The organism is Paraburkholderia diazotrophica (assembly GCF_900108945.1).
Lineage (GTDB): Bacteria > Pseudomonadota > Gammaproteobacteria > Burkholderiales > Burkholderiaceae > Paraburkholderia > Paraburkholderia diazotrophica.
In genome coordinates this window covers 15,898-39,550 of sequence record NZ_FNYE01000042.1, presented here as the reverse complement: position 1 = coordinate 39,550, position 23,653 = coordinate 15,898, and the positions used below count along the sequence as shown (strand labels likewise).

The 23,653-nt window shown below is 59.2% G+C and carries 20 protein-coding genes and 2 pseudogenes; 1 reads left to right on the top strand and 21 read right to left on the bottom strand.

Features of this window, described 5'->3' with window-relative positions; translation table 11 throughout:
- Positions 1-38: 38 nt before the first annotated feature.
- The 4 genes from BMW76_RS33505 to BMW76_RS33490 are packed head-to-tail and all read right to left on the bottom strand — an operon-like array spanning position 39 to position 5,602.
- Positions 39-536: a hypothetical protein gene (locus BMW76_RS33505; RefSeq protein ID WP_090873085.1), complete on the bottom strand. Its 498-nt coding sequence runs from the start codon at positions 534-536 to the stop codon at positions 39-41.
- Positions 529-2,853, bottom strand: a complete 2,325-nt coding sequence (locus BMW76_RS33500) for a hypothetical protein (RefSeq protein WP_090873083.1) — start codon at positions 2,851-2,853, stop codon at positions 529-531. The genes BMW76_RS33505 and BMW76_RS33500 overlap by 8 nt, the downstream gene beginning before the upstream one ends.
- Positions 2,850-4,388: a site-specific integrase gene (locus BMW76_RS33495; RefSeq protein ID WP_245763488.1), complete on the bottom strand. Its 1,539-nt coding sequence runs from the start codon at positions 4,386-4,388 to the stop codon at positions 2,850-2,852. Before BMW76_RS33495 ends, BMW76_RS33500 begins: the two co-directional genes overlap by 4 nt.
- Complete coding sequence (locus tag BMW76_RS33490; protein WP_090873081.1) at positions 4,385-5,602, bottom strand: tyrosine-type recombinase/integrase; 1,218 nt, start codon at positions 5,600-5,602, stop codon at positions 4,385-4,387. The genes BMW76_RS33495 and BMW76_RS33490 overlap by 4 nt, the downstream gene beginning before the upstream one ends.
- 1,168 nt (positions 5,603-6,770) lie before the next feature.
- Between BMW76_RS33490 and BMW76_RS33485 the strand changes: the two genes are divergently transcribed.
- Positions 6,771-8,027 (top strand): MFS transporter, encoded by a 1,257-nt coding sequence (locus BMW76_RS33485; protein WP_090873079.1) that lies wholly within the window; start codon positions 6,771-6,773, stop codon positions 8,025-8,027.
- Positions 8,028-8,291: 264 nt separating this feature from the next.
- On the opposite strand, the gene BMW76_RS42655 is transcribed toward BMW76_RS33485, so the two are convergent.
- The 17 genes and pseudogenes from BMW76_RS42655 to BMW76_RS42140 all read right to left on the bottom strand — a co-directional run bounded on the left by BMW76_RS42655 (position 8,292) and on the right by BMW76_RS42140 (position 23,607).
- Positions 8,292-8,849, bottom strand: coding sequence for a TetR family transcriptional regulator (locus BMW76_RS42655; RefSeq protein WP_322789325.1), 558 nt, complete (start codon positions 8,847-8,849; stop codon positions 8,292-8,294).
- A gap of 128 nt (positions 8,850-8,977) precedes the next feature.
- The gene (locus BMW76_RS33475; RefSeq protein WP_090873075.1) at positions 8,978-9,787 is read right to left on the bottom strand and encodes an SDR family oxidoreductase; all 810 of its coding nucleotides are present in this window, start codon (positions 9,785-9,787) and stop codon (positions 8,978-8,980) included.
- Between the two features lie 96 nt (positions 9,788-9,883).
- On the bottom strand, positions 9,884-10,720 hold the full coding sequence (gene panC / locus BMW76_RS33470) for a pantoate--beta-alanine ligase (protein ID WP_090873073.1): 837 nt from the start codon (positions 10,718-10,720) through the stop codon (positions 9,884-9,886).
- Between the two features lie 35 nt (positions 10,721-10,755).
- Positions 10,756-12,426: an electron transfer flavoprotein-ubiquinone oxidoreductase gene (locus tag BMW76_RS33465; protein ID WP_090873071.1), complete on the bottom strand. Its 1,671-nt coding sequence runs from the start codon at positions 12,424-12,426 to the stop codon at positions 10,756-10,758.
- A gap of 208 nt (positions 12,427-12,634) precedes the next feature.
- Complete coding sequence (gene cysN, locus BMW76_RS33460) at positions 12,635-14,560, bottom strand: sulfate adenylyltransferase subunit CysN (RefSeq protein ID WP_090873069.1); 1,926 nt, start codon at positions 14,558-14,560, stop codon at positions 12,635-12,637.
- The gene (gene cysD / locus BMW76_RS33455) at positions 14,560-15,462 is read right to left on the bottom strand and encodes a sulfate adenylyltransferase subunit CysD (RefSeq protein WP_090873067.1); all 903 of its coding nucleotides are present in this window, start codon (positions 15,460-15,462) and stop codon (positions 14,560-14,562) included. Before cysD ends, cysN begins: the two co-directional genes overlap by 1 nt.
- On the bottom strand, positions 15,450-16,259 hold the full coding sequence (locus tag BMW76_RS33450) for a 3'(2'),5'-bisphosphate nucleotidase CysQ (protein ID WP_245763487.1): 810 nt from the start codon (positions 16,257-16,259) through the stop codon (positions 15,450-15,452). Before BMW76_RS33450 ends, cysD begins: the two co-directional genes overlap by 13 nt.
- On the bottom strand, positions 16,256-16,765 hold the full coding sequence (locus tag BMW76_RS33445; RefSeq protein ID WP_090873062.1) for a VOC family protein: 510 nt from the start codon (positions 16,763-16,765) through the stop codon (positions 16,256-16,258). The genes BMW76_RS33450 and BMW76_RS33445 overlap by 4 nt, the downstream gene beginning before the upstream one ends.
- Positions 16,762-17,934: a sulfotransferase family protein gene (locus BMW76_RS33440; protein ID WP_090873060.1), complete on the bottom strand. Its 1,173-nt coding sequence runs from the start codon at positions 17,932-17,934 to the stop codon at positions 16,762-16,764. Before BMW76_RS33440 ends, BMW76_RS33445 begins: the two co-directional genes overlap by 4 nt.
- A 30-nt stretch (positions 17,935-17,964) precedes the next feature.
- The gene (locus tag BMW76_RS33435) at positions 17,965-19,131 is read right to left on the bottom strand and encodes a DUF1214 domain-containing protein (RefSeq protein ID WP_090873058.1); all 1,167 of its coding nucleotides are present in this window, start codon (positions 19,129-19,131) and stop codon (positions 17,965-17,967) included.
- The gene (locus BMW76_RS42160) at positions 19,119-19,709 is read right to left on the bottom strand and encodes a zinc-binding dehydrogenase (RefSeq protein WP_245763493.1); all 591 of its coding nucleotides are present in this window, start codon (positions 19,707-19,709) and stop codon (positions 19,119-19,121) included. Before BMW76_RS42160 ends, BMW76_RS33435 begins: the two co-directional genes overlap by 13 nt.
- Positions 19,710-19,805: 96 nt before the next feature.
- Positions 19,806-20,012 (bottom strand): annotated as a pseudogene (locus BMW76_RS42155) (alcohol dehydrogenase catalytic domain-containing protein); the annotation flags it as partial.
- A 461-nt stretch (positions 20,013-20,473) separates the two neighbouring features.
- Positions 20,474-21,019 carry a MarR family winged helix-turn-helix transcriptional regulator gene (locus BMW76_RS33425; RefSeq protein ID WP_245763492.1) on the bottom strand — a complete coding sequence of 182 codons (546 nt, stop codon included), beginning with the start codon at positions 21,017-21,019 and terminating at the stop codon, positions 20,474-20,476.
- 87 nt (positions 21,020-21,106) lie between these two features.
- Positions 21,107-21,283: pseudogene (locus tag BMW76_RS42150) on the bottom strand (ArsR/SmtB family transcription factor); the annotation flags it as partial.
- 219 nt (positions 21,284-21,502) lie between these two features.
- A complete protein-coding gene (locus BMW76_RS33420) occupies positions 21,503-22,321 on the bottom strand; it encodes an SDR family NAD(P)-dependent oxidoreductase (RefSeq protein WP_090873054.1) in 819 nt (272 codons plus the stop codon).
- Between the two features lie 111 nt (positions 22,322-22,432).
- Positions 22,433-22,906, bottom strand: a complete 474-nt coding sequence (locus tag BMW76_RS42145) for an aminoglycoside phosphotransferase/kinase family protein (RefSeq protein ID WP_245763486.1) — start codon at positions 22,904-22,906, stop codon at positions 22,433-22,435.
- Positions 22,903-23,607: an ecdysteroid 22-kinase family protein gene (locus BMW76_RS42140; RefSeq protein WP_245763485.1), complete on the bottom strand. Its 705-nt coding sequence runs from the start codon at positions 23,605-23,607 to the stop codon at positions 22,903-22,905. Before BMW76_RS42140 ends, BMW76_RS42145 begins: the two co-directional genes overlap by 4 nt.
- Positions 23,608-23,653 lie beyond the last annotated feature (46 nt).

Here is a 23,653-nt window from a genome sequence, read left to right as displayed (position 1 = left end):
GAGAGGATCATGCGTACATTGTCGCGCCAACCAGACAGTCATCGACGTTTTGTTTCACGGCGATGCTTCGGGCTGTCCGCCGGCATTGGAGATACTGTCGCTTCAGGTATTGCGCCAAGCTCCGCAAGTTTGTCCCGTGCATCGCGATATTGTTCATAGAACCTGGCCCACTTGCTGAAGCCGCCGAGTTCGCCGACGGCGCGCAACATTGCAAGGTGGGAAGCGGTCAGTAGTTGCACAGTGGCTTCGAGTTCAGCGATCCGGATGTCCTTGTCGGCGAGCGATGCCGCGGTGTCGGTACCGGACCGTTTCGCTACGCGGCCTCGCCAACGCCGGTATTCGGTCTGCCGTTGTTGATATTCAGCGAGCAGCTTGCTTCGGGACCCGTTACGTGTGATCGACGACGCCGCGTTGATGGACGGGTGCAGCCGCGCGACCGCGCGAGCCGTAATGTCTTCGTCATTGGCCAGCAGCGTTTCAAGGATCTCGCGCATCGGCTCGTCGCCGGACGCTGTCGTTTCACTGGACTCAGTCATCAAGTACTCCACGTTGCGCCGGCGCCGAGAGGTCGACGCCGTCAGGGAAGGGATGTCCACCCGGCGCCGTCGCGAGCAGCTTCTGTACGCCGGCCAGCCGCTTCTCTGCGTGGTCAAGCTGGTTTTTCCAGCCAATGCTCGTTGAAGGACGGGCCCTGATCGTCTCCAGCGCCAGCTCGAACTTTCCTTCGAGACGGATGAGGTTCTGCCGGTGCTCCGGGAGGTCGGTCGCCGAGAGATGACGGCAGTCGGCGAAGCACTCGAGATGCTTCGGGCAAGGGTCGACAGTGAACGAGTTCAGGCAATGCCCATATGGTGTGGCATGGAAGCCGTCCGCTTCTGCGCGCAGGTATTCGTATGCAGCCATATCGCCCTTCGTGACCTGAATGCGCCGGAACATATCGACTATCGGCCCGTTTGCTTTGCCGCCCTTGATGAGTCGGGCGACCGTGCTGGCTTTCTCGCCCAGCATGACTTCGATCTCCTGTGGAATTTCAATGTGGTCAAGTTCTTCCGCGAGGCTTCGATGGTCGTACTCGTAGCTCTGGGCGACGCTGCGGCGGTTGAAGCGTTTAGATATGATCGTGTCGGCAACGCCGAGCCGGAACAGTTCCGTGTTTTGTAGATGACGCAACATGTGCGATTCCATCCGCAGCGTACGATCCTCATCCGTTTGCCCGTATTTCTCAAACACAGTTTCACAGGTTGAGTGCTCGCCGAGCGCCAACTGAATCAGATCGGGACCAGGGCGGCGGACACACATGTAACGATTAACGTCACAGAGCAGGTCATTACGTTCTTCTGCGAGTGAACGCTTTGGCTGCACGAACAGAAGCTCGTACGGGTGAACGGAGCCAACTGCCAGCGGTAAAGGCGTGGTGTCAGACACCTTCGTTGGTGTTGTCAGCCGGATGTGCTCCTCGAACTCTCCGACGTGCAGGTATGTTGCATGCCATCCCGTCCGTGCCAGGAGACTGATCGGTGAACCGTCGCCATGACGGAAGCGCAGGCGGGTCTTGCCTGCGCGCATCGCTGACTTCAGGCGATGTCCGAACTGATAGACGGCCATGTCGAGCGTCATATCGCCGCTGTGCCGCCGCGCATGCTGATAGTCCTGCAGTTCAGCAAGGACGGCTGGTTCGAAGCCGTTCCGATAGCGTTCGATGAATGGTTCCCGTTCAATGTCCAGCCAGAACGGATTGCCCATGAGGCGCGTATAGATTTCGATGAAGGGCACAACGCTGTCGACCGGATACCATGGCAGCAGTCGGCCCGTTTCGCATTGCAGCTTCAGCGTCGCACGCAGCGGTTCCGTGATCCGTGCCACGTGGTCAAGCGTCTCTGTCAGTAGCGTCCGGAACATCTCTGGTACCGGCTGGGTCGCTTCATACAAGACCCGGCTATCCGTTTCATCCCCCTGCTGCTTTTCTGCGAAGTGGCGAACCATCAATGAAGTCGAGATGCCACCGGATTCGCCGGCTGGCCGTCCCTTCGAATCCAGATACGTGCGCTCCCGCTTCCAGTCCGCGGGTAAAAGTGCTGCCTCACCCGACCGCATTCCCGTAATGATCATCGTGCGCAGCGCCGCAAAGCGCAGTTCATCCATGAATGTGCGCGGCTTTTCAGTCATCACGATGCGCGTCAGTTCCCAGAATGCCCGGCGTTCTGGCAGACGCTCGCTTCGCTTGCGGGCCTCGAGATCGTCACGAAGCTCGACCGGCGACCACGTATGTTTTGCCCTGATCGCGCTTTTGCCTTTCATCCGCGGAACGGCAAGCGCCGGGTACAACGGACCGGCGTCACAGATATGCTGGGCGTCGAACACGAGCTTGACGATGCCACTCACCGCATCCCCCAGTTTGCCCGAGGCCTGGACAGCCGTGCCTATACGGATGGCAACGTGCAGATCATCAACAGTCAATTCCCACGGCTCGCTGTCTACGCACGTAGCAACTATGCGCAGCGGGCGAAGAATGTGCTTGTACACATGTCCCGTGGTATTGCGCCTGAACAGCAACTGTTCTGCGACGGCCGCCTTGACCAGGTCCTGCCATGCGGTGGACAGCGGCTTTCTGGCCAGTGGTGCCAGTCCGCGCTCGGCGCGTTCCGCGTTGACGATTGCGAGCGCCTTCGTGTCCGCACCAAGGTCGCGCAGGTAGTGATTCGGCGGCGGTACGTCGCCGGCAATGACCGTGAGGTTCCATCCCACGCCGTCCTGAACCGTGCCCGACTCGTCTAGAGGCATCTCCCAGTGCAGCCCTTTTTGACGGGCAAGGGTCTTCCCCAGCTCAATGAACGCGGAGTAATGCGGGTTCATTGGTCCTCGCTTTCCATCTCGTCGATGACCATCTGTATTTCGGCAATCGTGCGCTGTAACTGCAGATAGGTCGGAGACCGGGTGTCGCCACGCGAACCCTGTTCGAAGAACACGACCACCTCGCGCATCGAGGCCAGCACGCTCTCGTGCGTCGCCCTGTCATGCAAGGGCATGAACTTCCTGCATCCGTAGCACGACGTCACCGGGTTATAGGGGCACGCGGGCTGTCCCGATGCGCAGCCGCCGATGCCGGCGATCGGAATGCCGTGAGGCACGCCGGCGATCTGCTGTTCACCCTTGAGTTGGGTGAGCTCTTCCGGGGAGATGAACCGGTCGTGCGCGATCTTCGCCACGCGTCGATAGACGTCCGACGCGCCGAGCGCCCGGTTGACCCGTTCCGCGTGGGAGGCTGACGTCCGGAAGTACACCAGTCCGGTCTGAACGTATGAATGCCCCATGAACTCGGCGAGCTCTTCGTGACTGGCGCCAGCGTCAACGAGCCGCTGGGCCGCCGTATGTCGAAGGTCCATCGCGCAGGCATCGTCTCCGATCAGGCGTTCCACGCGTCGCGCAATACGCGACCCAGCCTCATGGTTCGAGTCGACCTCGAAGACGCGATCGCCTGGCTCGCGATGCTGCGCGTCTGCGTGTGACACCAGGGCGACGAACAGTGCAGCCCATTCCTGCTTAACACGACGGACCATCGGCCTTTTTCGAAGCTTTCCCCGTTGCTTGACCATGAGAAACGTGAGGTGAACAGCCGGTTCGTCGCCAGGCTCGGGCTCCCAGATCCGTATGTCACGCCTCGTCAGCATCGCGATCTGAATCGGACGCATGGCAAACTGGTAGGAACAGAGCACCATCGCGGCGTCGCACAGCTCCTCGTACGCAAGACCTGACCAGCCGCGGGTTCTAACGAGGTCTGACGTTCCGTCCAGATAGCGAACGATCGCCGCTTCTTCATCAGCAGTCAGGAACACATCGCCCGACCGCACGCGGGCATACGAGTCCGACGCAGGGCCGGGCAGGGCAGTGCCCACATAGGTCAGATACGACTCGGACCACCCATACAGGCGATGTTTGCACAGAAGACGCAGAACAGCCTTGACGAAACGGTAGGCGTGGATAGCTAACTGACGGGCACGTAGCGCCATCCATACCGCCGATATACCGGTCGGGCCAGCGTCCACGACGCGTTCGACGTCGTTGGCATCGAGGTGCATGGCCGCATTCAATACGTTGAAGCAGGTCGAGATATGCAGGTCTTCACCCAACAGGAAGACGAGCAGGTGCTTTTGCAAAGCACCGTAGGCAGTGGGATACCGGCCAAGGTCGAGCCGGAACAGCCGGCCGTTAATGTGAAGCGCGAACACATCGGCCTGGCACACCCCGGAGATGGAACGCGGTTTTTCCTCAAAGTCGTCGTAGTAACGAATGACGGGTGGTAGCTCTGGCAGGGCTGCCACGATCCTTTCGAGCAGCGACGACGGATCGGCTTGCCCAAGAGAGAACGGGACATCGCTTTGCATGGTCATTGCCCCTGCGGAAGCGCGCGCAGCATAGCCACACGATCGTCGAACTCATCGTTCCATACGTTCGCGAGCCGACTCTCAAAGACAGCTCTGGCATAACGTGATGGCATGTCCGATTCTTTCGACCATCCGAAGAACGTACGCAGTTTCTGCAAAGCTTCAGGCATCGCGTCACCACGCTCCAGCAGTTGGTGAAGGCGCAGGACCGCGCAGGTGTGGCGGAGGTCGTGGCAGGTAACCGACTTCTTTCCGGTGCGGTCATGCAGTTCCTGCAGCACTTCACTGGGCAACGCTTTCGATATCGCTGTAAAGATCTTCGTCAATGATTCCGTGGAGAGCGGGCCACCAGTCTGGGCGCTCAGCATGAACGAATGGGAGGGCCGTCCCCGGTAGTTTTCGCAATAGGTCTGCACCAGACGCGCTGTCGCGTCGCTAACGGGAATCTGCCTGACCGAATGGATCGTCTTGATGCTCGGCTTCGAGTATCGGCTGTCGCTGTCCGCCTCTTCATATCCGTTTTGCTGGATGTTCAGCCAGTGCCGTGTGCGGCCGAGCTTGCGGTCATGACCGCTCTTGATGGCGTTCGCAGGCAGCAGCAACAGTTCACCGCGACGCAGGCCCTGATGGAGCATCAGCACGAAGGCGATGAAGACTCGCCAGCGTGTGTGCGTGCGTTGGAACGGATTGGCATCCGATTCCGGATCAAGCATCTGATAGAGACCCTCGACCACGCAGGCAGGCAACGACCGGACCGCCTCACTGCGGCCGCCTTGTCGAATGTGAAGCTGGCTGTAAAGCGTCGAGAGCCGGTGGATTCGCGCTTCGATCCGCCGCATCTTCGCGTCCGCCGATTTCGACAGCCAGTTGACTACCGACGTCACGAACGCGAGTCCGGTCTGCCAGCGGTCCTCGTTGCTGCGCGTAGCGACAGGCTGGTTGCGCAGGCTCACGAACCACGACTCGAGAATGTCCGCGAGCCGTGCATCATCCAGTTCAGACAGCGAGTCGTCCAGCGCATTCGCCTTGAACGCCCGGTCCGCGTGCTCATACAGGTTTTCGACGTACCGAAGCCGCATCGTCTGCGTGGACGTTGCCCATTGTGATCCAGCAACGATCAGCCAGACTGCGGCCCAGTATCTCGGAACGTGATTGCTGTCGACCAGCGCGACACCCCGCAGCGCCCGCGCCACGCCCTCGGTGCTGACCTGAACGAACATAAAAAGGTCCAGAACAAAACGCAACGGCGGAACATACCATAAATGAGTGTCGCCGTTGCGGTATCCGGAGCCTCAATGCCGTTCCATGCGCAACACTTCAGAACATACCAACAGCGTTGATAATTAAGATTATGTAAAATCAATATCCATCGGCGATGTTCGGCCTATCTGGGCAATCTCCTGTCACGCGTAGTCATTCCTTTGACGCGTTTAACCAGCACTTACACGACGACCAAGGGTTGCGCGGGATCTCTCACCCATCATTGAGATCGAGTGAGAGCCGTTCGTGCTTGAAACGCCGTTGCTCGGCGCGGTCCGGACAGGTGACCTCGGCCCCGCGAGTCGTACGCTCAAAGGTGAACAGGACCGCATCAGTGCAGCGCTCAATCGTCTATTCCGCGCTTACTGATCCCACTTATCCAGCGTCTACTGCGAGGAAGTGATGACCGATGCGACAGTATCGGCCCCGGACCTCCATGTCGCGGCACCCTCACCGCGACACATCCCGAGGCGGCTGGGGCATGTTCTATGTGGTCATTTCCGGTCGCGCCAACGCGAGACCTGTTCAACTGCTCACCAGCGACCAGTCGCTTTCGCATTCAGTCGTGCTTGTTGAACTCTCATATGTCACTCTGCCTGCACCGCGCGCCCGGACACTCCGCGACATAGGGCTAGCTGTAACGGCCCGGCGCCGATGATGCCCTCCGATGACGCCTTCGTCACGGTCGACATGCTTTCCACTGACGCGAAAGAACATCGGCGGCATCGTACTGGCGCTCTTGGTGCTGCCTACCGAGGCGCAGTCGTCACCCATCGGTCTGCGCCCCTGGCTAAGCGAAAGACTTCGTCTTCGGGTGGCGTCTACTTATCGGTGCAGGTCGAGGACGATCGGACGAGAGTACGGCCGAAATTGCAGGACGGCACATAAACCAACATTTGGTCTTCTGTCGCATGGGAACGGTCTCAGACCCCATGCCTGCCAGCGACTGCGGGACTTCCGACGCGCAGCATCTTCACGGACTGACTCAAATCACTCATTGACAGATCACGGCTATCATGTTCATATTTGCGATCACCATTCCATTTTACGCATGAAAGCTGCCGATCCGGCGAGTACATCGAGCGATCCATACGCGGTGTCACGCGTGACCTCCAAAGTCTGAGCCCAATGCCTTCAACGAAACCACCACCGGCGTCAGACCCGCTTCGCTATCGACCATTCCGGGCGATATGGATGGCCATGCTGGCCGCGAGCCTTGGCGCCTGGGTGCAAAACGTGGGGGCAGCCTGGTTAATGACGTCGCTCACGACGTCCCCAGTGATGGTTGCGCTGACCCAGGCTGCCACCACGTTGCCGGCGTTTCTGTTCGGGATGCCGGCGGGAGTGCTCGCCGATTTGATGGACAAGCGCCGCCTCTTGCTGGCCGCGCATTGCTGGACGCTGATCTTCTCCGTCCTCTTTTGCATCCTGCTGGTGCTGAACGCGATCAATCCGATCAGGCTGCTGCTTTTTACTTTTCTGCTCGGAGCAGGGAGTGCCGTGTCAGTTCCGGCGTGGCAATCCTCCACTGCTGAAGCAGTGCCTCGGTCAGCGCTGCTCTCCGCGATCGCGCTCAATGGTGTCGCTTTCAATGGCGCACGAGCAGTCGGTCCTGCTCTAGCGGGTGCGGTTATCGCCGGATCAGGATTGCACGCGGTCTTCGCTCTCACGACGGGACTATTTGCAGTCGCGGTGTCCATCTTTCTGTTTTGGTACAAGCCGGAGAGAACAGTCGTTTCGGAGCCCGAGCGTCTGGTAAGCGCGATGCGTATCGGTGCACGCTATGTGCTTTGTTGTGTCGCGCTGCGCGGGCATCTTGTTCGCACAATCATTTTTGTAGGTAGCGCAAGCGCCTTGTGGGCGCTACTACCGCTCGTAGCGAAACATCATCCAGGTTCTGGCCCCGGCGGGTATGGAACGTTGCTCGGTAGCCTGGGAGCAGGAGCCGTTGCTGGTGGAATTGCGCTCGGTCGGATACGTCGCTATTTGACGCTCAATACTCTAGCTAGCGGTGCGTCTGTGCTATTCGGTTTGGCAACATTGATTGCGGCCCATGTGCCATACGTCGCACCTGTCTGTGTGTCTCTGCTCGTCGGGGGGGCCGCATGGATCACATTCAACTCCACCGTCTCTTCCGCCTTCCAGGCGAATCTTCCCGCGTGGGTGCGCGCTCGCGCGTTAGCCGTTTTCTTGCTCTCGTTCCAAGGCTCTATGGCCGTCGGTGCGTTCGTGTGGGGTGTCTGCGCGGATCAATTTGGCGTATCGAAGACGCTAACCGTTGCTGCTTTGTGCATGGTCATGGGGCCGCTATTTGCGCGGCGACATCCCGTGCAAATGGAATCTGAATTCATGCAAACACCCACAACGATTGAATCCCCGAGGTAGAAACTAATCAGGGAGCGGTTCAGTAAGGCTGACATTTCGAAATCTGACAATGCGAGCCCGGCAGTAGCACAGCCCCAAAGTTTCGCGATTTAATGCGCCCAAAGCGCTTTTGCAGGACTAGCACTTCTAGCGGGTCGTTCCGTACCACTTCTACTAACGGTTGAAGCGATTGCTTATCAACGACTGACGTGATGTCGAACGGCTCTGAACTTCCCTGATATTCGGCTTTCGAAAACACCTCTCCGCCCCGATTCAAGGTGCCCGTCAATCGGCAAGGTTGAAAGTGCCCTTCCGACGACAGCTGACGCACGGGTTTGCTCTGCGCCCTGATGCGAAGGCATGACCAAACTCAGGTGAAAGCAGCCCGTCAACAATGAGTGTATGTATATCGCTTCCGCGGCATAGTCGACATGGTTCGTGACCTCGAGATGTGCGGCCGTGAGCCTTAGCGCGGATTTGATAGACGACTGCGCGACTCGTGCAGCTGCCCCCAGCATCGATGTAGAAACAACAGCATTTCCTTCGGATCTTGCTGTGGAGAATGCAAAGACGTCGTTGTGGGCCGGGTTGAAGGACATCGGTCAATCGCTGTTCAAGTTCCGTGCGCAAAGCATTGAACGTTGCCCCATTTAACCTCTCCGCCGAAATTGTGAATGGGTCTAGAGGCAGCGCCGATCGCTCAAACAGAGCCGCAATGAGTGCCCATTTGTTTGAGAAGTGCCCATAGATAGCGCCCCTTGTCATACCAGCCGCGTGAGCTATGTCCTGGAGAGACGTGGAGCTAACGCCACGCTCGAAAAATAAAATGTCCGCGCTGTCCAGGATCTTTTCCCGGGTAACGAGTCCTTGTACTTTCGCTTCACTATCCCCTCATCTTCTACGCGCTCCCGTTTCGCGCTGCACCGCTTTCAGCCTTTTCTGCCGCGAGATGTGAGGTCTTGTCCGCGTGCCTACTCGAATTTGACGAACATCACGTCGCGCTGGCTGGATGCGAGATGTTGACCGCCGTCAACAACCAGAGTCGTCCCGGTAACTCCGCGGGCCTCGGCGAGATAGATGGCTGCATCGATGATGTCCTGAAGTTGAGATCCGCGCCGAAGTGGAGTCATTCTGTGAGCCATCTCAAACTGCTCTTGCGTTTGATCACCAGAGACAAGCGTAAGTCCGGGAGCCAAACCGACCACCCTGACCTTCGGCGCTAACGCCTGCGCAAGCGCAATCGTGGCATTCGCCAATGCGGCTTTCGTCAAGGTATAGGAGATGTAGTCTGGATTCATGTTGTAAAGCTTCTGGTCCAGAACGTTCACAACGACGCCGCGCTGCACCTCGTCGGCAACTGCACAATCCGGTATCGCGTCGTAGAGCCCCCGCGCGAGAGCCAGCGGTGCAGCGACGTTAATTTCCATGAGGTTCAGCAGGAGATTGTAGGTAAAGGTCTGTGCCGTATCTTCCTCGAACCGCGACGCGCAGTTCAGGACACAATCGAGTCGTCCGAACGCTTGCACACAAGCGGGCACAAGTTCTCTCACTTGTTCCTCGTTCGAAAGATCTGCGCAAAGGGAAATCGCGCGTCCGCCTTGCGCTGCGATCTGATCAACAATCTCCTGCGCTTCGCGCTTCGACTCGTGATGGTGAACGGCAATGTCCCATCCTCGGGCAGCAAACCCCATGGCCACCGCCCGACCGATTCGTCGGGCGCCTCCCGTCACAAGCACCGATCGCCTACGGGAGCCGTCGTGATGAATCGCTGGTTCAGTCATAACGAAACGTTAATTTCAGGCAGGCGCAGGCCGCGCCTTCGAGTTGCACTCTCGCCCTACCTCTCGATAACAGTGGCAAGGCATAGCATCGGAGGTTCAAATCTCAATGTTGTCAATAAGGCGCGTGCTGCCGAGACGCGCTGCTGCTAGCACAACGAGCTTTTGCTCGACGACATCCGGCTCCGTCGGAAAGCGTAAGTCGGCTTGCTTTCGGACCGAGATGTAATCAGGCTTCCAGCCGCGATCGACGAGCGTTGAGAATACACGCCGCTCAATTCGCTGAATATCTTGTCGCCCGCTCAAGATATCCTCGCGCACGCTGTGCAGGAGCCGATGCAGCGTGGGAGCCTCCACCCGTTGCTCCGGCGTGAGGAAGCGGTTGCGCGAGGACAGCGCGAGTCCATCAATGTCGCGGATGGTTTCGCCGGCTATTACATCCGTGGGCATGGCGAACTGCTTACACATTTCCCTAACTATCATCAGTTGTTGGTAGTCCTTCTTTCCAAACACCGTCACACGCGGCTGCGCGCATAACAGCAACTTCATTACGACCGTGCAAACGCCTTGAAAGAAGCCAGGCCGGAACTCCCCCTCCAGCATGTCGCCAAGCCCGCCAGGAGGCTGCACACGATACTCTTGCGCTTGCGGATAGAGGTCTCGTTCCGTCGGGGCAAAGACAACGTACACATTCTCCTTCTGGAGTTTCTCCAAGTCCGCCTCGAGTGTTCTCGGATAACGCTCGAAATCTTCGCCGGGTCCAAACTGCAGCGGATTCACGAAAATGCTGGTAACGACAGGATCGCCATGCTGCCGCGCAAGCCTGATAAGCGACAGATGCCCTTCATGCAGATTGCCCATTGTTGGCACGAAGGCCGTGCGGTTTTGTCCGCGCAACTGAGCTCTCAACTCCTCGATAGACCGAATCAGTTTCATACTGGATCTTGCCTCTGAGACTCATCTGGTACTGGTCACATATTCGGATAATTCGGCCCGCCGCCGCCTTCGGGCGTGACCCATACGATGTTCTGCGTCGGGTCCTTGATGTCGCAGGTCTTGCAATGCACGCAGTTCTGCGCGTTGATTTGCAGACGGTCGCTGTTGTCGTCGTTCTTCACGAACTCATAGACGCCTGCTGGGCAGAACCGCGTCTCGGGTCCCGCGTACGTTTGAAGGTTGATACCGACGGGCACCGTGATGTCTTTCAACGTCAGGTGCGCGGGCTGGTTCTCCTCGTGGTTCGTGTTCGAAATGAACACCGACGAGAGCCGGTCGAACGTGAGCTTGCCATCAGGTTTCGGATACTCGATCGGCTTGCACTGCGACGCGGGTTTGAACATCTCGTGATCGCGATGGTGGTGATGCAGGGTCCACGGCACGTTGCCGCCCAGCAGCTTCTGCTCGATGCCGACCATCAGCGTGCCCAGGTACAGGCCCTTGCTCATCCACTGCTTGAAGTTCCGCGCCTTGTACAGTTCCGTGTACAGCCACGACTGCCTGAACGCCTGCGGGTACGCGGCAAGTTCGTCGCTCTGGCGGCCGGCCTGCACGGCTTCGAATGCCGCGTCCGCTGCGAGCATGCCGGTCTTGATCGCCGCGTGGCTGCCCTTGATCCGCGAGGCGTTCAAAAAGCCCGCATCGTCACCGACGAGCGCGCCGCCCGGGAAGGTAAGCTTCGGCAGCGACAACAGGCCCCCCGCCGTGATCGCGCGCGCGCCATACGACACGCGCTTGCCGCCTTCCAGATACTTGCGGATTTCCGGGTGCGTCTTATAGCGCTGGAATTCCTCGAACGGAGATAGATACGGGTTCTGGTACGCCAGCCCGACAACGAAGCCCACCATCACCTGGTTGTTGTCGGTGTGGTACAGGAACGAGCCGCCGTAGGTGTCCGACTCCAGCGGCCAGCCGGCCGTGTGAATCACGAGACCGGGCTGGTGCTTCGCGGGATCGATTTCCCACAGTTCCTTGATGCCGATGCCGTAGACCTGCGGATCCGAATCCTTGCCGAGCTTGAAGTTCTCGTTCAGTTGACGGCCCAGGTGCCCGCGGCAGCCTTCGCAGAACAGCGTGTACTTCGCGTGCAGCTCCATGCCGAGCTGGAAGTTCTCGGTCGGCTCGCCGTCCTTGCCGACGCCCATGTTGCCGGTGGCGACGCCCTTGACCGAGTCGTCGTCGTTGTAGAGCACTTCGGCGGCCGGAAAGCCGGGGAAGATTTCCACGCCCAGCGCCTCGGCCTGCTGACCCAGCCAGCGGGTGACGTTGGCGAGGCTGATGACGTAGTTGCCGTGGTTCTTGAAGTTGGCGGGTAGTGCCCAGTTCGGCACAGCCGTAGCCCCCGTTTCGGAAAGAAAAAGGAATTTATCCTCGGTCACGGGCACGTTCAGCGGCGCGCCTTGCTCTTTCCAGTCCGGAATCAGCTCGTTTAGGGCACGCGGATCCATAACAGCGCCCGAGAGGATATGCGCCCCGATTTCCGAGCCTTTCTCCAGCACGCAGACGCCGATTTCGACGCCTTTTTGCGCGGCCAGCTGCTTCAGGCGGATCGCTGCGGACAGCCCTGCGGGGCCACCGCCAACGATCACCACGTCGTATTCCATCGACTCGCGTGGACCATGCTCTTGCTGATTCACCTCCCCCATCCCCACTCTCTCCCTGGCCTCGTAACGTCGCCATGCTCGTTGGACTCTCGCCCGTCGAGGGCGCCGTCAACACGGGGAATCGCTTCGAGCATCTCCCGTAGATGACAGCACGGAGTATACATAAATGAATACCGTATAACAATATGAACGCACGGGTGGGGGAAGCGCCACATGGACGAGCACGTCCATGTGCACAGCCGTCACCGGCTCAGATCGGCGCGCCTCGAAACACGTCGAGGAAACCCATCGCCTGGAGTTTGTCGAAGATCGCTTCTACAGCCGTTTCCGGGGAAGAGCTCGTGGTGTCGATGCGCATTTCCGGATTTTGCGGACGCTCATAGGGCGAATCGATCCCGGTAAAGTTCTTCAGCTCGCCGCGGCGTGCCTTTTTGTAGAGTCCCTTAGGGTCGCGCTGTTCAGCCACTTCGAGCGGAGTGTCGATGAAAACCTCAATAAACTCACCGTTTTCCATAAGATCACGCGCCATGCCTCGTTCAGATCGGAACGGCGAAATGAACGCAGTGATCACAATCACGCCCGCGTCGGCCATCAACTTCGCCACCTCGGCGATGCGCCTGATATTCTCGACGCGATCCTCAGCCGTGAATCCCAGATCTTTGTTCAACCCGTGCCGGACATTGTCGCCATCGAGTAAATACGTGCGCATGCCCATTGCGTGCAGGCGCTTCTCCAGCAGATTGGCAATGGTCGATTTGCCCGCTCCCGATAGTCCGGTAAGCCAGACCACACCGCTTTGATGCCCGTTCAGCACCCGTCGCGCGCGTTTGTCGACCTCCAGGGTCTGCCAGTGGATGTTGCTTGCGCGGCGCAACGCGAACCGCAACATGCCGGCGCCAACCGTGTTGTTGGTCATGCGGTCGATCACAATGAAGCCGCCCGTTTCGCGATTGTGGTCGTATGGGTCGAAAGCAATCGCGCGGTCAAGCTCAATTTCCGCAACACCAATTTCGTTCAGGGTCAGCGTCTCGCCGGCCACATGTTCGAGCGTATTGACATTCACTTTGTACTTTAGTGGCAATACGGTTGCCGTGACGGTCCGCGTGCCCAGCTTGAGCAAATAGCTGCGTCCACGCAGCATAGGCTCGTCGCTCATCCACACGAGTGTTGCTTCAAACTGGTCGGCTACCTGCGCGGGGGAATCGACCGTCGAAATCAGGTCGCCGCGAGAAACGTCCACTTCGTCGGCAAGCATGAGTGTGACGGATTGCTCCGCGTAGGCCACGTCGAGATTGCCGTCCGCCGACACGATCCGGGCCACGGTGCTCTCCCGTCCTGACGGCTGTACCTGTATGCGTTCCCCCACGCGCACCAGGCCGGACGCAATCGTCCCAGCGAAGCCACGAAAGTCGAGGTTTGGACGGTTGACCCACTGGACCGGGAACCGGAAGGGCTGCGCCTGCAAACGCGCCTCGTCGATCTCGACACTCTCGAGGTGATGCATCAATGAAGGACCGTCGTACCACGCGGTCTTTTCACTTTTCCCGATGATGTTGTCGCCGTTCACGCCGGAGATCGGAATGGCCGTCACATCTCGAATGCCGATCTTCCCTGCAAAGTCACAGTATTCGCGCGAAACCTCATCGAATCGTTCGCGCGAGTAATCGACGAGGTCCATCTTGTTGACCGCGAGCACCACGTTGCGAATACCGATCAGCGACACAAGATAGCTGTGTCTGCGCGTTTGTTGCAGCATGCCCTTGCGGGCGTCGACCAGGATAATGGCCAGATCGGCCGTCGACGCTCCCGTGATCATGTTGCGGGTGTACTGCTCGTGCCCAGGCGTATCGGCAACGATAAACTTGCGGCGATCGGTCGAGAAGAACCGGTAGGCGACATCGATGGTAATGCCCTGCTCGCGCTCCGCGGCCAGGCCATCCAGCAGCAACGCATAGTCCATCTCGCCGCCGCGTGTGCCTATTTTCCTGGAATCGGCTGCGAGCGCCGCGAGCTGGTCCTCGAACAACATCTTCGATTCGTACAGTAATCGGCCGATCAGTGTGCTCTTGCCGTCATCCACGCTCCCGCATGTGATGAATCGCAAAAGGCTCTTCGTTTCGTGCTGTTTCAGGTACCGCTCAATGTCGGTTCCAATCAGGTCTGAGACGTGTGCCATTAGAAGTACCCCTCCTGCTTCTTTCTCTCCATGGATGCCGCCCCGTCATGATCGATGACACGGCCCTGCCGCTCCGAGGTCGTCGTGAGAAGCATCTCTTGAATGATTTCAGGCAAAGTCGTGGCGCGCGACGCCACCGCACCGGTCAGCGGATAGCAGCCGAGCGTGCGAAAGCGCACCATCTTTTCCTCTGGCTTTTCACCAGGTTTGAGTGGCATGCGGTCGTCGTCGACCATTACGAGAACGCCGTCTCGCTGCACTACCGGACGTTTCGCCGCGAAATACAGCGGCACGATCGGAATGTTCTCCAGGTAGATGTACTGCCAGATGTCAAGCTCAGTCCAGTTGGAGATCGGAAACACGCGAATCGACTCGCCCTTGTTCTTGCGTGCGCTATACAGGCGCCATAGCTCGGGCCGCTGGTTTTTCGGGTCCCATTGATGCGTCGCAGTACGAAACGAAAAGACGCGCTCTTTTGCACGCGACTTTTCTTCGTCTCTGCGTGCTCCACCGAAGGCCACGTCGAAACCATGATTGTCGAGCGCCTGCTTCAGACCTTGGGTTTTCCACACGTCGGTGTGGACTTGCGACCCGTGATCGAATGGATTGATTCCGAGTGCCTTGGCTTCAGGGTTCTGGTGAACGATCAACTGCATTCCCGTCTCACGTGCCATGCGATCGCGCATCGCATACATGTCCCGAAACTTCCACGTGGTGTCCACGTGCAGCAGTGGGAACGGTGGCGGCGCAGGATAAAACGCCTTCTTAGCGAGATGGAGCATGCAAGCGCTGTCCTTTCCGATCGAATAAAGCATCACCGGACGCTCTGCTTCTGCGACGACCTCTCGCATGATATGAATGCTTTCGGCTTCGAGCCGCCGCAGGTGAGTCAATGTAGGCATGTCAGGTCCTTCAAGAGAAACAATTCACTGCGAGGCCGCAATGGCGGCCAGCATCGATCCGGCGATCTCGCGACGACAAATGAGCAGATCAGGCATTCGGGCATCCGAGCCGTTATAAATGCATGGGCTTCCATCAATGCGGCTCGCGTGAAGGCCGCAGCGAGTGCGACGCCTACCGGTGCACACGAATCCCATTCGTATTGGCCACCGGCATGGAGATAGGCGTGCGCCTCCCCACGCACAACCGCCATTGCCTTTGCGCCTGCCGAGCCCATCGGCACAAGTTCAGCGCTCAGGCGCTCGGCGACCTTCTGCGCCAGTTCGGGTACACGCGTACGGCTAACGAGAATTTTCAGTTGCCCTTGGGGTGCTGCGAGCAACTTTGCTGGCGTGCCGGTTGCGAACGTCCGCCCCAGAGCCGGAAGCGCGACTGCACATGCATCAGGCTTGCCTCCGACAGTCAGCGCAACATGGACCGCCCAATCGTCGCGTCCTTCGATGGACTCGCCATACTCGCGCGTGCCGTCGAGCGGATCGATGATCCACACACGATCACACTTGAGGCGTCTCGCGTCGGGCGCTGATTCCTCCGAGAGAAAGCCGTCGTCAGGTCGTACCTGGGCGAGCATTCGCACGATGAGCTCGTTCGCCGCAGCGTCGCCGACTGCACCCAGCGGCTTTCCGGCAAGTACCGCCGATGCGCGTATCGCGTTTAACGCCTCGCCGGCCGCTGTCGCGATCCGGGCAGCGAGACGATGGTCGTCATCCAGCGAGAACGCTTCGTCGAGTGGGTTCATAGCTCCACCCCATTGCGCGGCAATTGCTCCATTCCTGCGAGACCAGCAGGCGTATACCAGATGTGCTCGATATAGTGGCCCAGCGTGGCACGGTGGTCTGTGTAGAAGTAGCGGGCGGCTCCCGGCGACTGGCCGTCGATGACGATGGGTACACCTCTCGCAGCCATGTCGTCACGCTGCGTTTCGAAATCGGCTTCGCTTTCGATCAACTGGGCGAAGTGATGGTGGCGAATGGCGAAGCCGGTTTGAGGCAATGCGTCGCGGTAGATGCGATCGTCGCCCGAGAGCGGTTCGATCAACTCAAGTTGTGTCTCTCCGACGAACGCGAGTGCGATATTCAGTTTGCAGTGGCGCCCGCCCATGGATTCGATTTCGATACCCGGCAACCGCGCCCATGCCGGAACGTTGTGTTCAGCAGCGAAGCGAGCAATCGCCTCGTCCACATCTGTCGTTACATAGGCAATCTGGAGGAAGCCGGAAAAACTTGAAAGCGAAAGGGTTTTCATCTGTCGAGTCCATAGATGGTCATGTAGCGGGAAAAGCGCTCTCTGGTCGCTCCCGGTGCAAGACCGAATTCTTCCGGCGTGTAGTCGTGCGCGCCGTGAGCGCGCTCGGGATTCTGCTTGACGCGCTCGCGCATCGCGTCCTCAGTTTCCGCACTCAACCTGAAGCCGAAGTAGCCGTAGATCCGCCTCACCGTACCGATCGGATCGGCCTGAAAGTCCTTTTGTCGGATATCGAGGAACTGCTTCGTTGGCAAATGGGCGCGCGCCTCCATTGCCGCATCGGCGGCGCGCGCCCAGTTTTCCATTTCACGCAGGCCTATTTCCCCCTTGTCGACGCGCTCGCCCTCGGAGACCCGGCGCGCCATCGTCAATACACTCGCGAGCGAAGGTAGCGCCTGCACCGGATCACGGTGCGTCTGCACGACACAAGCACCGGGAAACACCTCGAAGAGCGCGGGCAACTGCATGATGTGGCCGGGATTCTTCAGCAGCCACGTCTTCTCGTTATCGCTCGCCCCGATCAAACCAATGGCCTTCGCAAAGTAGCGATATGCGGGCAATTCGCTTTGCTCGCGCCACCAGCCGTCGTATTGCGGTACGCGGAACGACGATCCCCAGAGATTGCTGCAGAAGCCTTGCTTGAGGATCTCAAGGCATTCGTCCACCTCATCAGCCACAATGTTGTGCGCCGCGCGCATTTCGGGCGCAACTTTGAAGAACGCTTCGAGACCCGCCGCGGTTGCCTGGAACTGTGCATGGCCGCCCCACGTCCCCCGCGGGGGGCGCGGCTGCGGAAAGACCGTCAGCCATTTCTCCAGTCCCTGGAACTGGGGATCCACTGAGAGCAGCTTATGCAAGGCCGTTGTGCCGGTCCTTGGTATTCCCGTAATGACGAGCGGGCGTCGCGGCATTTTCGGCATGGCGCCGGCATGTTTGCGCAACCCCTCTACTAGCACGAGTCGTGAGACCAGCGCGCCGACAAGGGCATTCCAGGCAAACTCGCGCCCCCCGGATACGAAGCGTGGACCGTCTTCGTCGAGGGCGATCAAAAACTGCGTGAGGCCCGGCATATACTCCGTCGCGGCCCCGAAATCGCTCAAGCCGGAAACCCCGCTAGCGGCAGCGTGCAGCGCATCCTCCGCGCCTGTGAACCGCTCAGGCAATGTCATGTCGCATCTCCTCGAATCTATTTGCCAGGTTTACCAACGCCGCCTCAACTGCGCACCGATGCGTCGTTCCCGAATACGTTTTTCGCGCTCCCTTTCATCGATGAAGGGGGTTTGAGCGGGGAGGTGGCCACGCACATCAGCCAATGGAACACGTTTGAGCGTCGGAACCGGCTCCGAACTGCACGCATACCATCTTCCGATCGCCGTCCCGCGATTCATGCCACAGGTATCGAGCCAGTTAGGCACGCCCGGGTCACGATGAGCGATCACTGCCCGAAAGCACCCGTCTTCGTCGACGTGCGCCTGATGTCCGTTGAGGCTGCTTTGATGGTCGATAAAGTCAAGCGTGTTGAAAAGCGCATCGTTTAACTGAACGTTCCAGTATCGGTGCGTCTGCGGCAGAGCAGTTTCAAGGATCAACGCCTCGTCGGGGCCAAAGTCGAAGATCGCCTGCCAATAGGCCTGCTTCGCGAGGCCACCGCCAAAAGCAAAGAACTCGAATTCGTTCACCTTGATACGCGCACGCAATTGCTGCATATGTGTGAGCCACCGACGCGACAACCGGCCCGCATAGTCCATCAGCTCGTCGGTTCGACGCGCGATTTCCTCGTACCCCATCAACGGCTTCGCGATTGGCGGATCGAGGCACTCGATGGCAATACGCGCGTCGCGTTCCATACCCCACGCATAGGAACGCTGGCGCAGCATCGCAAAGTCGGCTTCGCTGTGCAACGGCAGCCAGTTGCCCTCGTAACCGGCCGGTCGTTGTACGCTCAACAGCACCTCGAAGTGGCCGTCGCCGTCGATCGCCAGATCGTCGAGATCGAACTGTCCGAGCGGTGGATGGACTTCGTCGGTCGTGCCCATGATGCCGCGGCCGATATCGAGCGTCAGCAAATGTACGCTTCCGCGCTCCCCCACCAGCCGGTATCGCAGGTCGCCGCGCAGTGGGGCAATGAAGTACGTGTCGTCCGGATTTGGCTGGAGCATGAACACCGAGTTCAGGAAAGGCAACCAGTCGGGATGGAGCGGATCGGACTGGAAATAGATGAAGTACGCAAGCGCGAAATTCATCTGGAACTGACGATACAAATCGGCCCGCGTTTGAGGGTCGTCAGGCGCCTCGGTCAATTCGAGCAAATGCTCGGCCTCGGCGAGCCTCGCGAGGTATTTACTCCATGATTTCAGCTGAGCCATGGATTCACCATGACCTTGCATTGCGTCGAACGGCTGCGCAGCGCTTCGAAAGCGTCGGGCAGCGCGTCGAGCGAAATGCGATCCGTGATCATCATCTGCGGTTCAACGTGCCCCGCGTCGAACACATTCGCGACGTGCGTGAACTCCTGCATGCTGTACGTAACAGCGAACTGGATCGGTACTTCCTTCCACACCGCCGCAGCAGGAACAAATTGATCGGGGACCGTGCAGAAGCCGAGCACAACGACGTCACCCTGCGGCCTGACACAGTGAATCGCCTGCGCGATCAAGCCCTTCTGTCCCGCGCATTCGAATACGACATCCGGTGCGCCTCCAAGTGCATCGGCGGCCAGCGCCGCCAGATCCTGGCCGGTGTCAGGAACCACGAACGCATCAGCACCCATATGTCGTGCGAGTGCCTCGCGGCGCCATGAGGATGCCGTCGCAACGATGCGTCCCGCGCCGAGCCGCCGCGCCCAGAAAATCGCTGCAAGCCCAACGGGGCCGGCGCCGATTACCAGTACCTTCGCGCCCGGCGTCAGTTTCGCGAGCGCAACGCCGTGCAAACCTACCGCCATCGGTTCGATGAGCGCGCCGTCCTCCATGCTCAGCGTCTTTGGAAGCTTCGTCGCGACGCGCTCGGCAACGACCGCATACTGCGCAAAGCCAGCCGCAGCGCCCTTGAAATCCGCACAAAAATTGGGGCGACCCGAAAGACAGGTTCCACAATGGCCACATCCCGTGAACGGGAGCGCCGTAACAGGATCTCCGATTTTCAGTCTCTCTACGCCTTTTCCAACAGCAATCACTTCTCCGGCAAATTCATGACCCAGTGTCGAGTTTTCCGGAAGAGTAAAGTGCGGCGCGTGTCCGTCCGTCATGTGAAGATCCGATCCGCAAATCCCGCAGCGGTGAATTTTCAGCACAACTTCGCCAACGCCTGGAGTTGGATCTGAAAGACTCCTAATTTCCAGCGGCGAACCTACCCTCGTAAAATACGCGGCTTTCATCGATCGCATCTCCGTTTCGCATGAATGTCCTGCTCAGATCGAGCATCTGAATTTACTTTACTGGGAAAGTATATGGATTCCACCAGGTGTTTATACGGAGAGCGCGCGGGAAATCCGCTTCCGCGCGGAGTGCCGTCAGGCAGTTGCAACGCGCGAAGATGTACCGCGCATGCCGTCGATCACGGCCGCGCGAATCGCGGGCAAAGAAAGATGAGGGAAGCTGCTGGCGAAAGAATGCCGGCGTGAGACCTGCTTATGACCGTGGCCAGCGTAGCGAAGTGCCACGGAGCGTGACCCGGAATCCAGATACGGTAGACGATCGACGAAAAGGATCAGGCGCGTTCGTCGCTTCTGCGTGCGGCCTCCGCATCGGCATAAAGCTGAAGTTCGCGCAATAGAATCGAGAGCGCAGCACGCCGTTCGGGCGGCATATGGCTGGATGCCACCCAGTCGGTTCCGTATGCCCCTTCGCGGAGAATGTTTTCCAGGATTTTGCGCGCTCGCGGCTTCATTCGCACGAGAATCCCGCGTCCATCCGCGGGGTCCGGCGTTCGCTCCACCAACCCCATCTGCTCCAGACGGCTAACGCACTTCGTGATGCCGCCAAGCGTCATCGCCAGAGGCTTCTGAAGCTGTGTCGGCGACTGCGTATAGGGCGGCCCCGAAACCAGTAGCGCGTCCAGCAGCAGCAACTCGGCAGACAGAACGCCTTGGCTTGCAGCGGCCTCCTTGAGCGCCCGGTCGATGTGCGTCGACAGTCGAAGCAGTCGTTGCCCGATAAGATAGACGTTCGCGTCTTCGGTTGGCCACTCTCGCGCCCACGCAGCGGCCTGGGCGTCCAGGACGTCGCCTGCTTCAGGGCTTGCAGGTGTCTGCAACGCGACGCACTCCGCAAAGAATTGCGCTTCGGCGTGCGCGCGCTTCGAGTACAGCGCTTCGCCGCTGTCGTCATGAACGACGTCGACCCAGCCCGCCTCGTTCAGTGCACCTAGGTGACTGAGCACACTCGCGCGCGATATGTTCAATTCGCGCGCCAGCGCAGGCGCGCTTTGCGCACCCGCGCCAAGCAGCGCCAACAACTGTCGTCGGCATGCGTCCGCGAGAGCGGCAAAAAGCGAATCGGCGGTCTTGCGAGCACCCATACCATCATCGATCGGTCAAGACCCGCCTGCCACATCGCGAAAGCTCGTAAGAGCCATGGGCGCAATGATGTGGACGGTAACTCTACAGCTCACGTCAGCGCCATACAGGTGCCGGTTCCTGTAGCGGGGGTCATTTCGGCAACGCTAAGTTACCAGAAAAACCCGCCCGGAAAGCAACACATCAGAATGGCGCGCGCATGGCTCAGCGTATGGCTCCAACTATTGTCCCACCAGATCGTACGCTGCGAGGGCTGCGACCTCCGTTACGCCGCCGTCCACTGGCAAGCATGTGCCGGTGATGAACCGGGACTCATCGCTGGCGAGAAACAGCGCGGCAGACGCAACATCCCACGCGTCCCCTTCCAGTGGAAGCGGTGCAATCTTGCGGCGGCGCTCGCGCGCGTTTTCATTGAGCATGCTCTGCACCATGGGTGTAAAGATGTGCCCGGGCGCGATGGCGTTGGCGCGCACATTATCGCGGCCGTACATCACCGCTAACTCCCGCGTAAACGCAACCATACCTGCCTTCGATGAACCGTATGCGGCCGACCCGTGACTGCGTATGCCAGCAACCGAACTGATGTTGACGATTGCCCCGCCTCCGCGCGCCACGATGTGCGGCACCGCGCTCCGACTCATCAGAAACGCGCTCTTCAGGTTCACATCCATCACACGGTCCCACGACGCTTCGTCGATGTCCTGCAACCTTCCCGGAGCACCCGAAATTCCGACGTTGTTCACGAGTATGTCCAGACCGCCATATCGCTCAACGGTCTCTTCGACAATGCGCGCGCACAAGGCGGCGTCCGTGATGTCGCCGGTGCAGACAAACCCCTGCCCGCCGGATTCGGCAACTAATGCAAGCGTTTCAGCCGCCCTTTCGTACTGTTGATCGACAAGGCAAACGGAAGCGCCCTCCGCCGCAAAAAGGCACGCAATGGCTTTGCCCGTGCCGTAACCCTGGCCGAGCGACCCTGCGCCGGTGACGATCGCGATCTTGCCGCTCAAACGCTGATAAAAGACTTTTGGAGAAGGCATGCTGTAATCGAATGATGTATGTTGCTCGCCCCCGAAGCGGTTGCGCGGACTCAGGCGGCATTTCCAACCAAGCTTAGTCTCATGAGGCCGATAATGCAACCAATCGTTGCATTACCGGCCTGTCGCACAACCCGGGCCGACCCTGCCGTGACCCACCAATGCCGCACCAAAGCGCGCCGCGTAGGCCGTATTCACCGCCTCTGTCTGGAAGCTTGTCTCGTTGATGGCGAAGATGAAATAGCCGTATGCGAGATCGCGTCGATAGTCTTCCAAAGCTTCGTCGAACGCAGGCGCCTCGACACCGCCAGCCTTGAGTCGCGATAAATAGTGTTCTAGCAGCGGACGCTCCCACCTGCGGCGGTCTTCGATATCGAGCGAGCAGCCTATGTGATAGCCAACCTCTAGGCTCCACGGTGCCCGACTTACCTGAGCATCAAAAAAGCCTGGCGTGTCGTCGGGCTCAACGAACAGGTTGCCCAGATGCGTATCGCCGTGAATGAGACACGCGGGCTTGCCTTTGTGTTGGCAAGCAATATCTGCGAGGGCGGCCACCATCCAATCGCGGTCGTGCAAATACCGGCTCACAGCAGCCCCTCGTGGCAGCGAGATGTAGTGGGCCCACACATCAGGTTCGAGATAGCGATTCTGATATTCCAACGACCAGTCGGAAAAGCGCGCTCCCCGACCCAATCGAAGCGGCCGCCGGTCTTGAATTCCGAGCTGTTCCAGGTTTGTGCGTGATAGCACGCCATTGCACTCAAACGACGCTCCACCTCTTCATAGCTTTGCGGTCGCTGGGCCCTACAAAAGCGGGCCGCGCGCTGCTCAAGGTCTTCCATCACAACGACAGATTGCCAGTGATCGGGATCCGCGCCCGCATAGAAGCATTTCGGTGCGTTCATGTTTATGAATGGCAAAACGTCTCGATAGAACCGCATTTCGTTGCGGTACATATTCTTCATTGACTCGCTGTGATTCTGAAAGCCACCTTTCACGATCATGCGTGAGGGCAGCGCCATCTCCCTGCCCACCTCGTTGTACTCGAGCTCCACGCGCACTTTCGTCGACGTTCCGGGCAGCACAGCTACGTGGCTGCACGAAGTCACTTCCACGCCCGGGAAGCGGAACGCGAGTGCGGACGTGAGCCATTGTGCCGTCACATCTTCGACCGTGACCGGCAATGCCATGTCACAGATCACAGCGAATGCAGACAAGATTTCCCCCTGGCGATTGAGATGCGAAGACGCGTGCGCATCGTCGCGCAGAGCATCGTCCAACCGCAACATGGGGAAAACCACACCTCATCGAGCGTTGCATATTTTGAATGGCGTA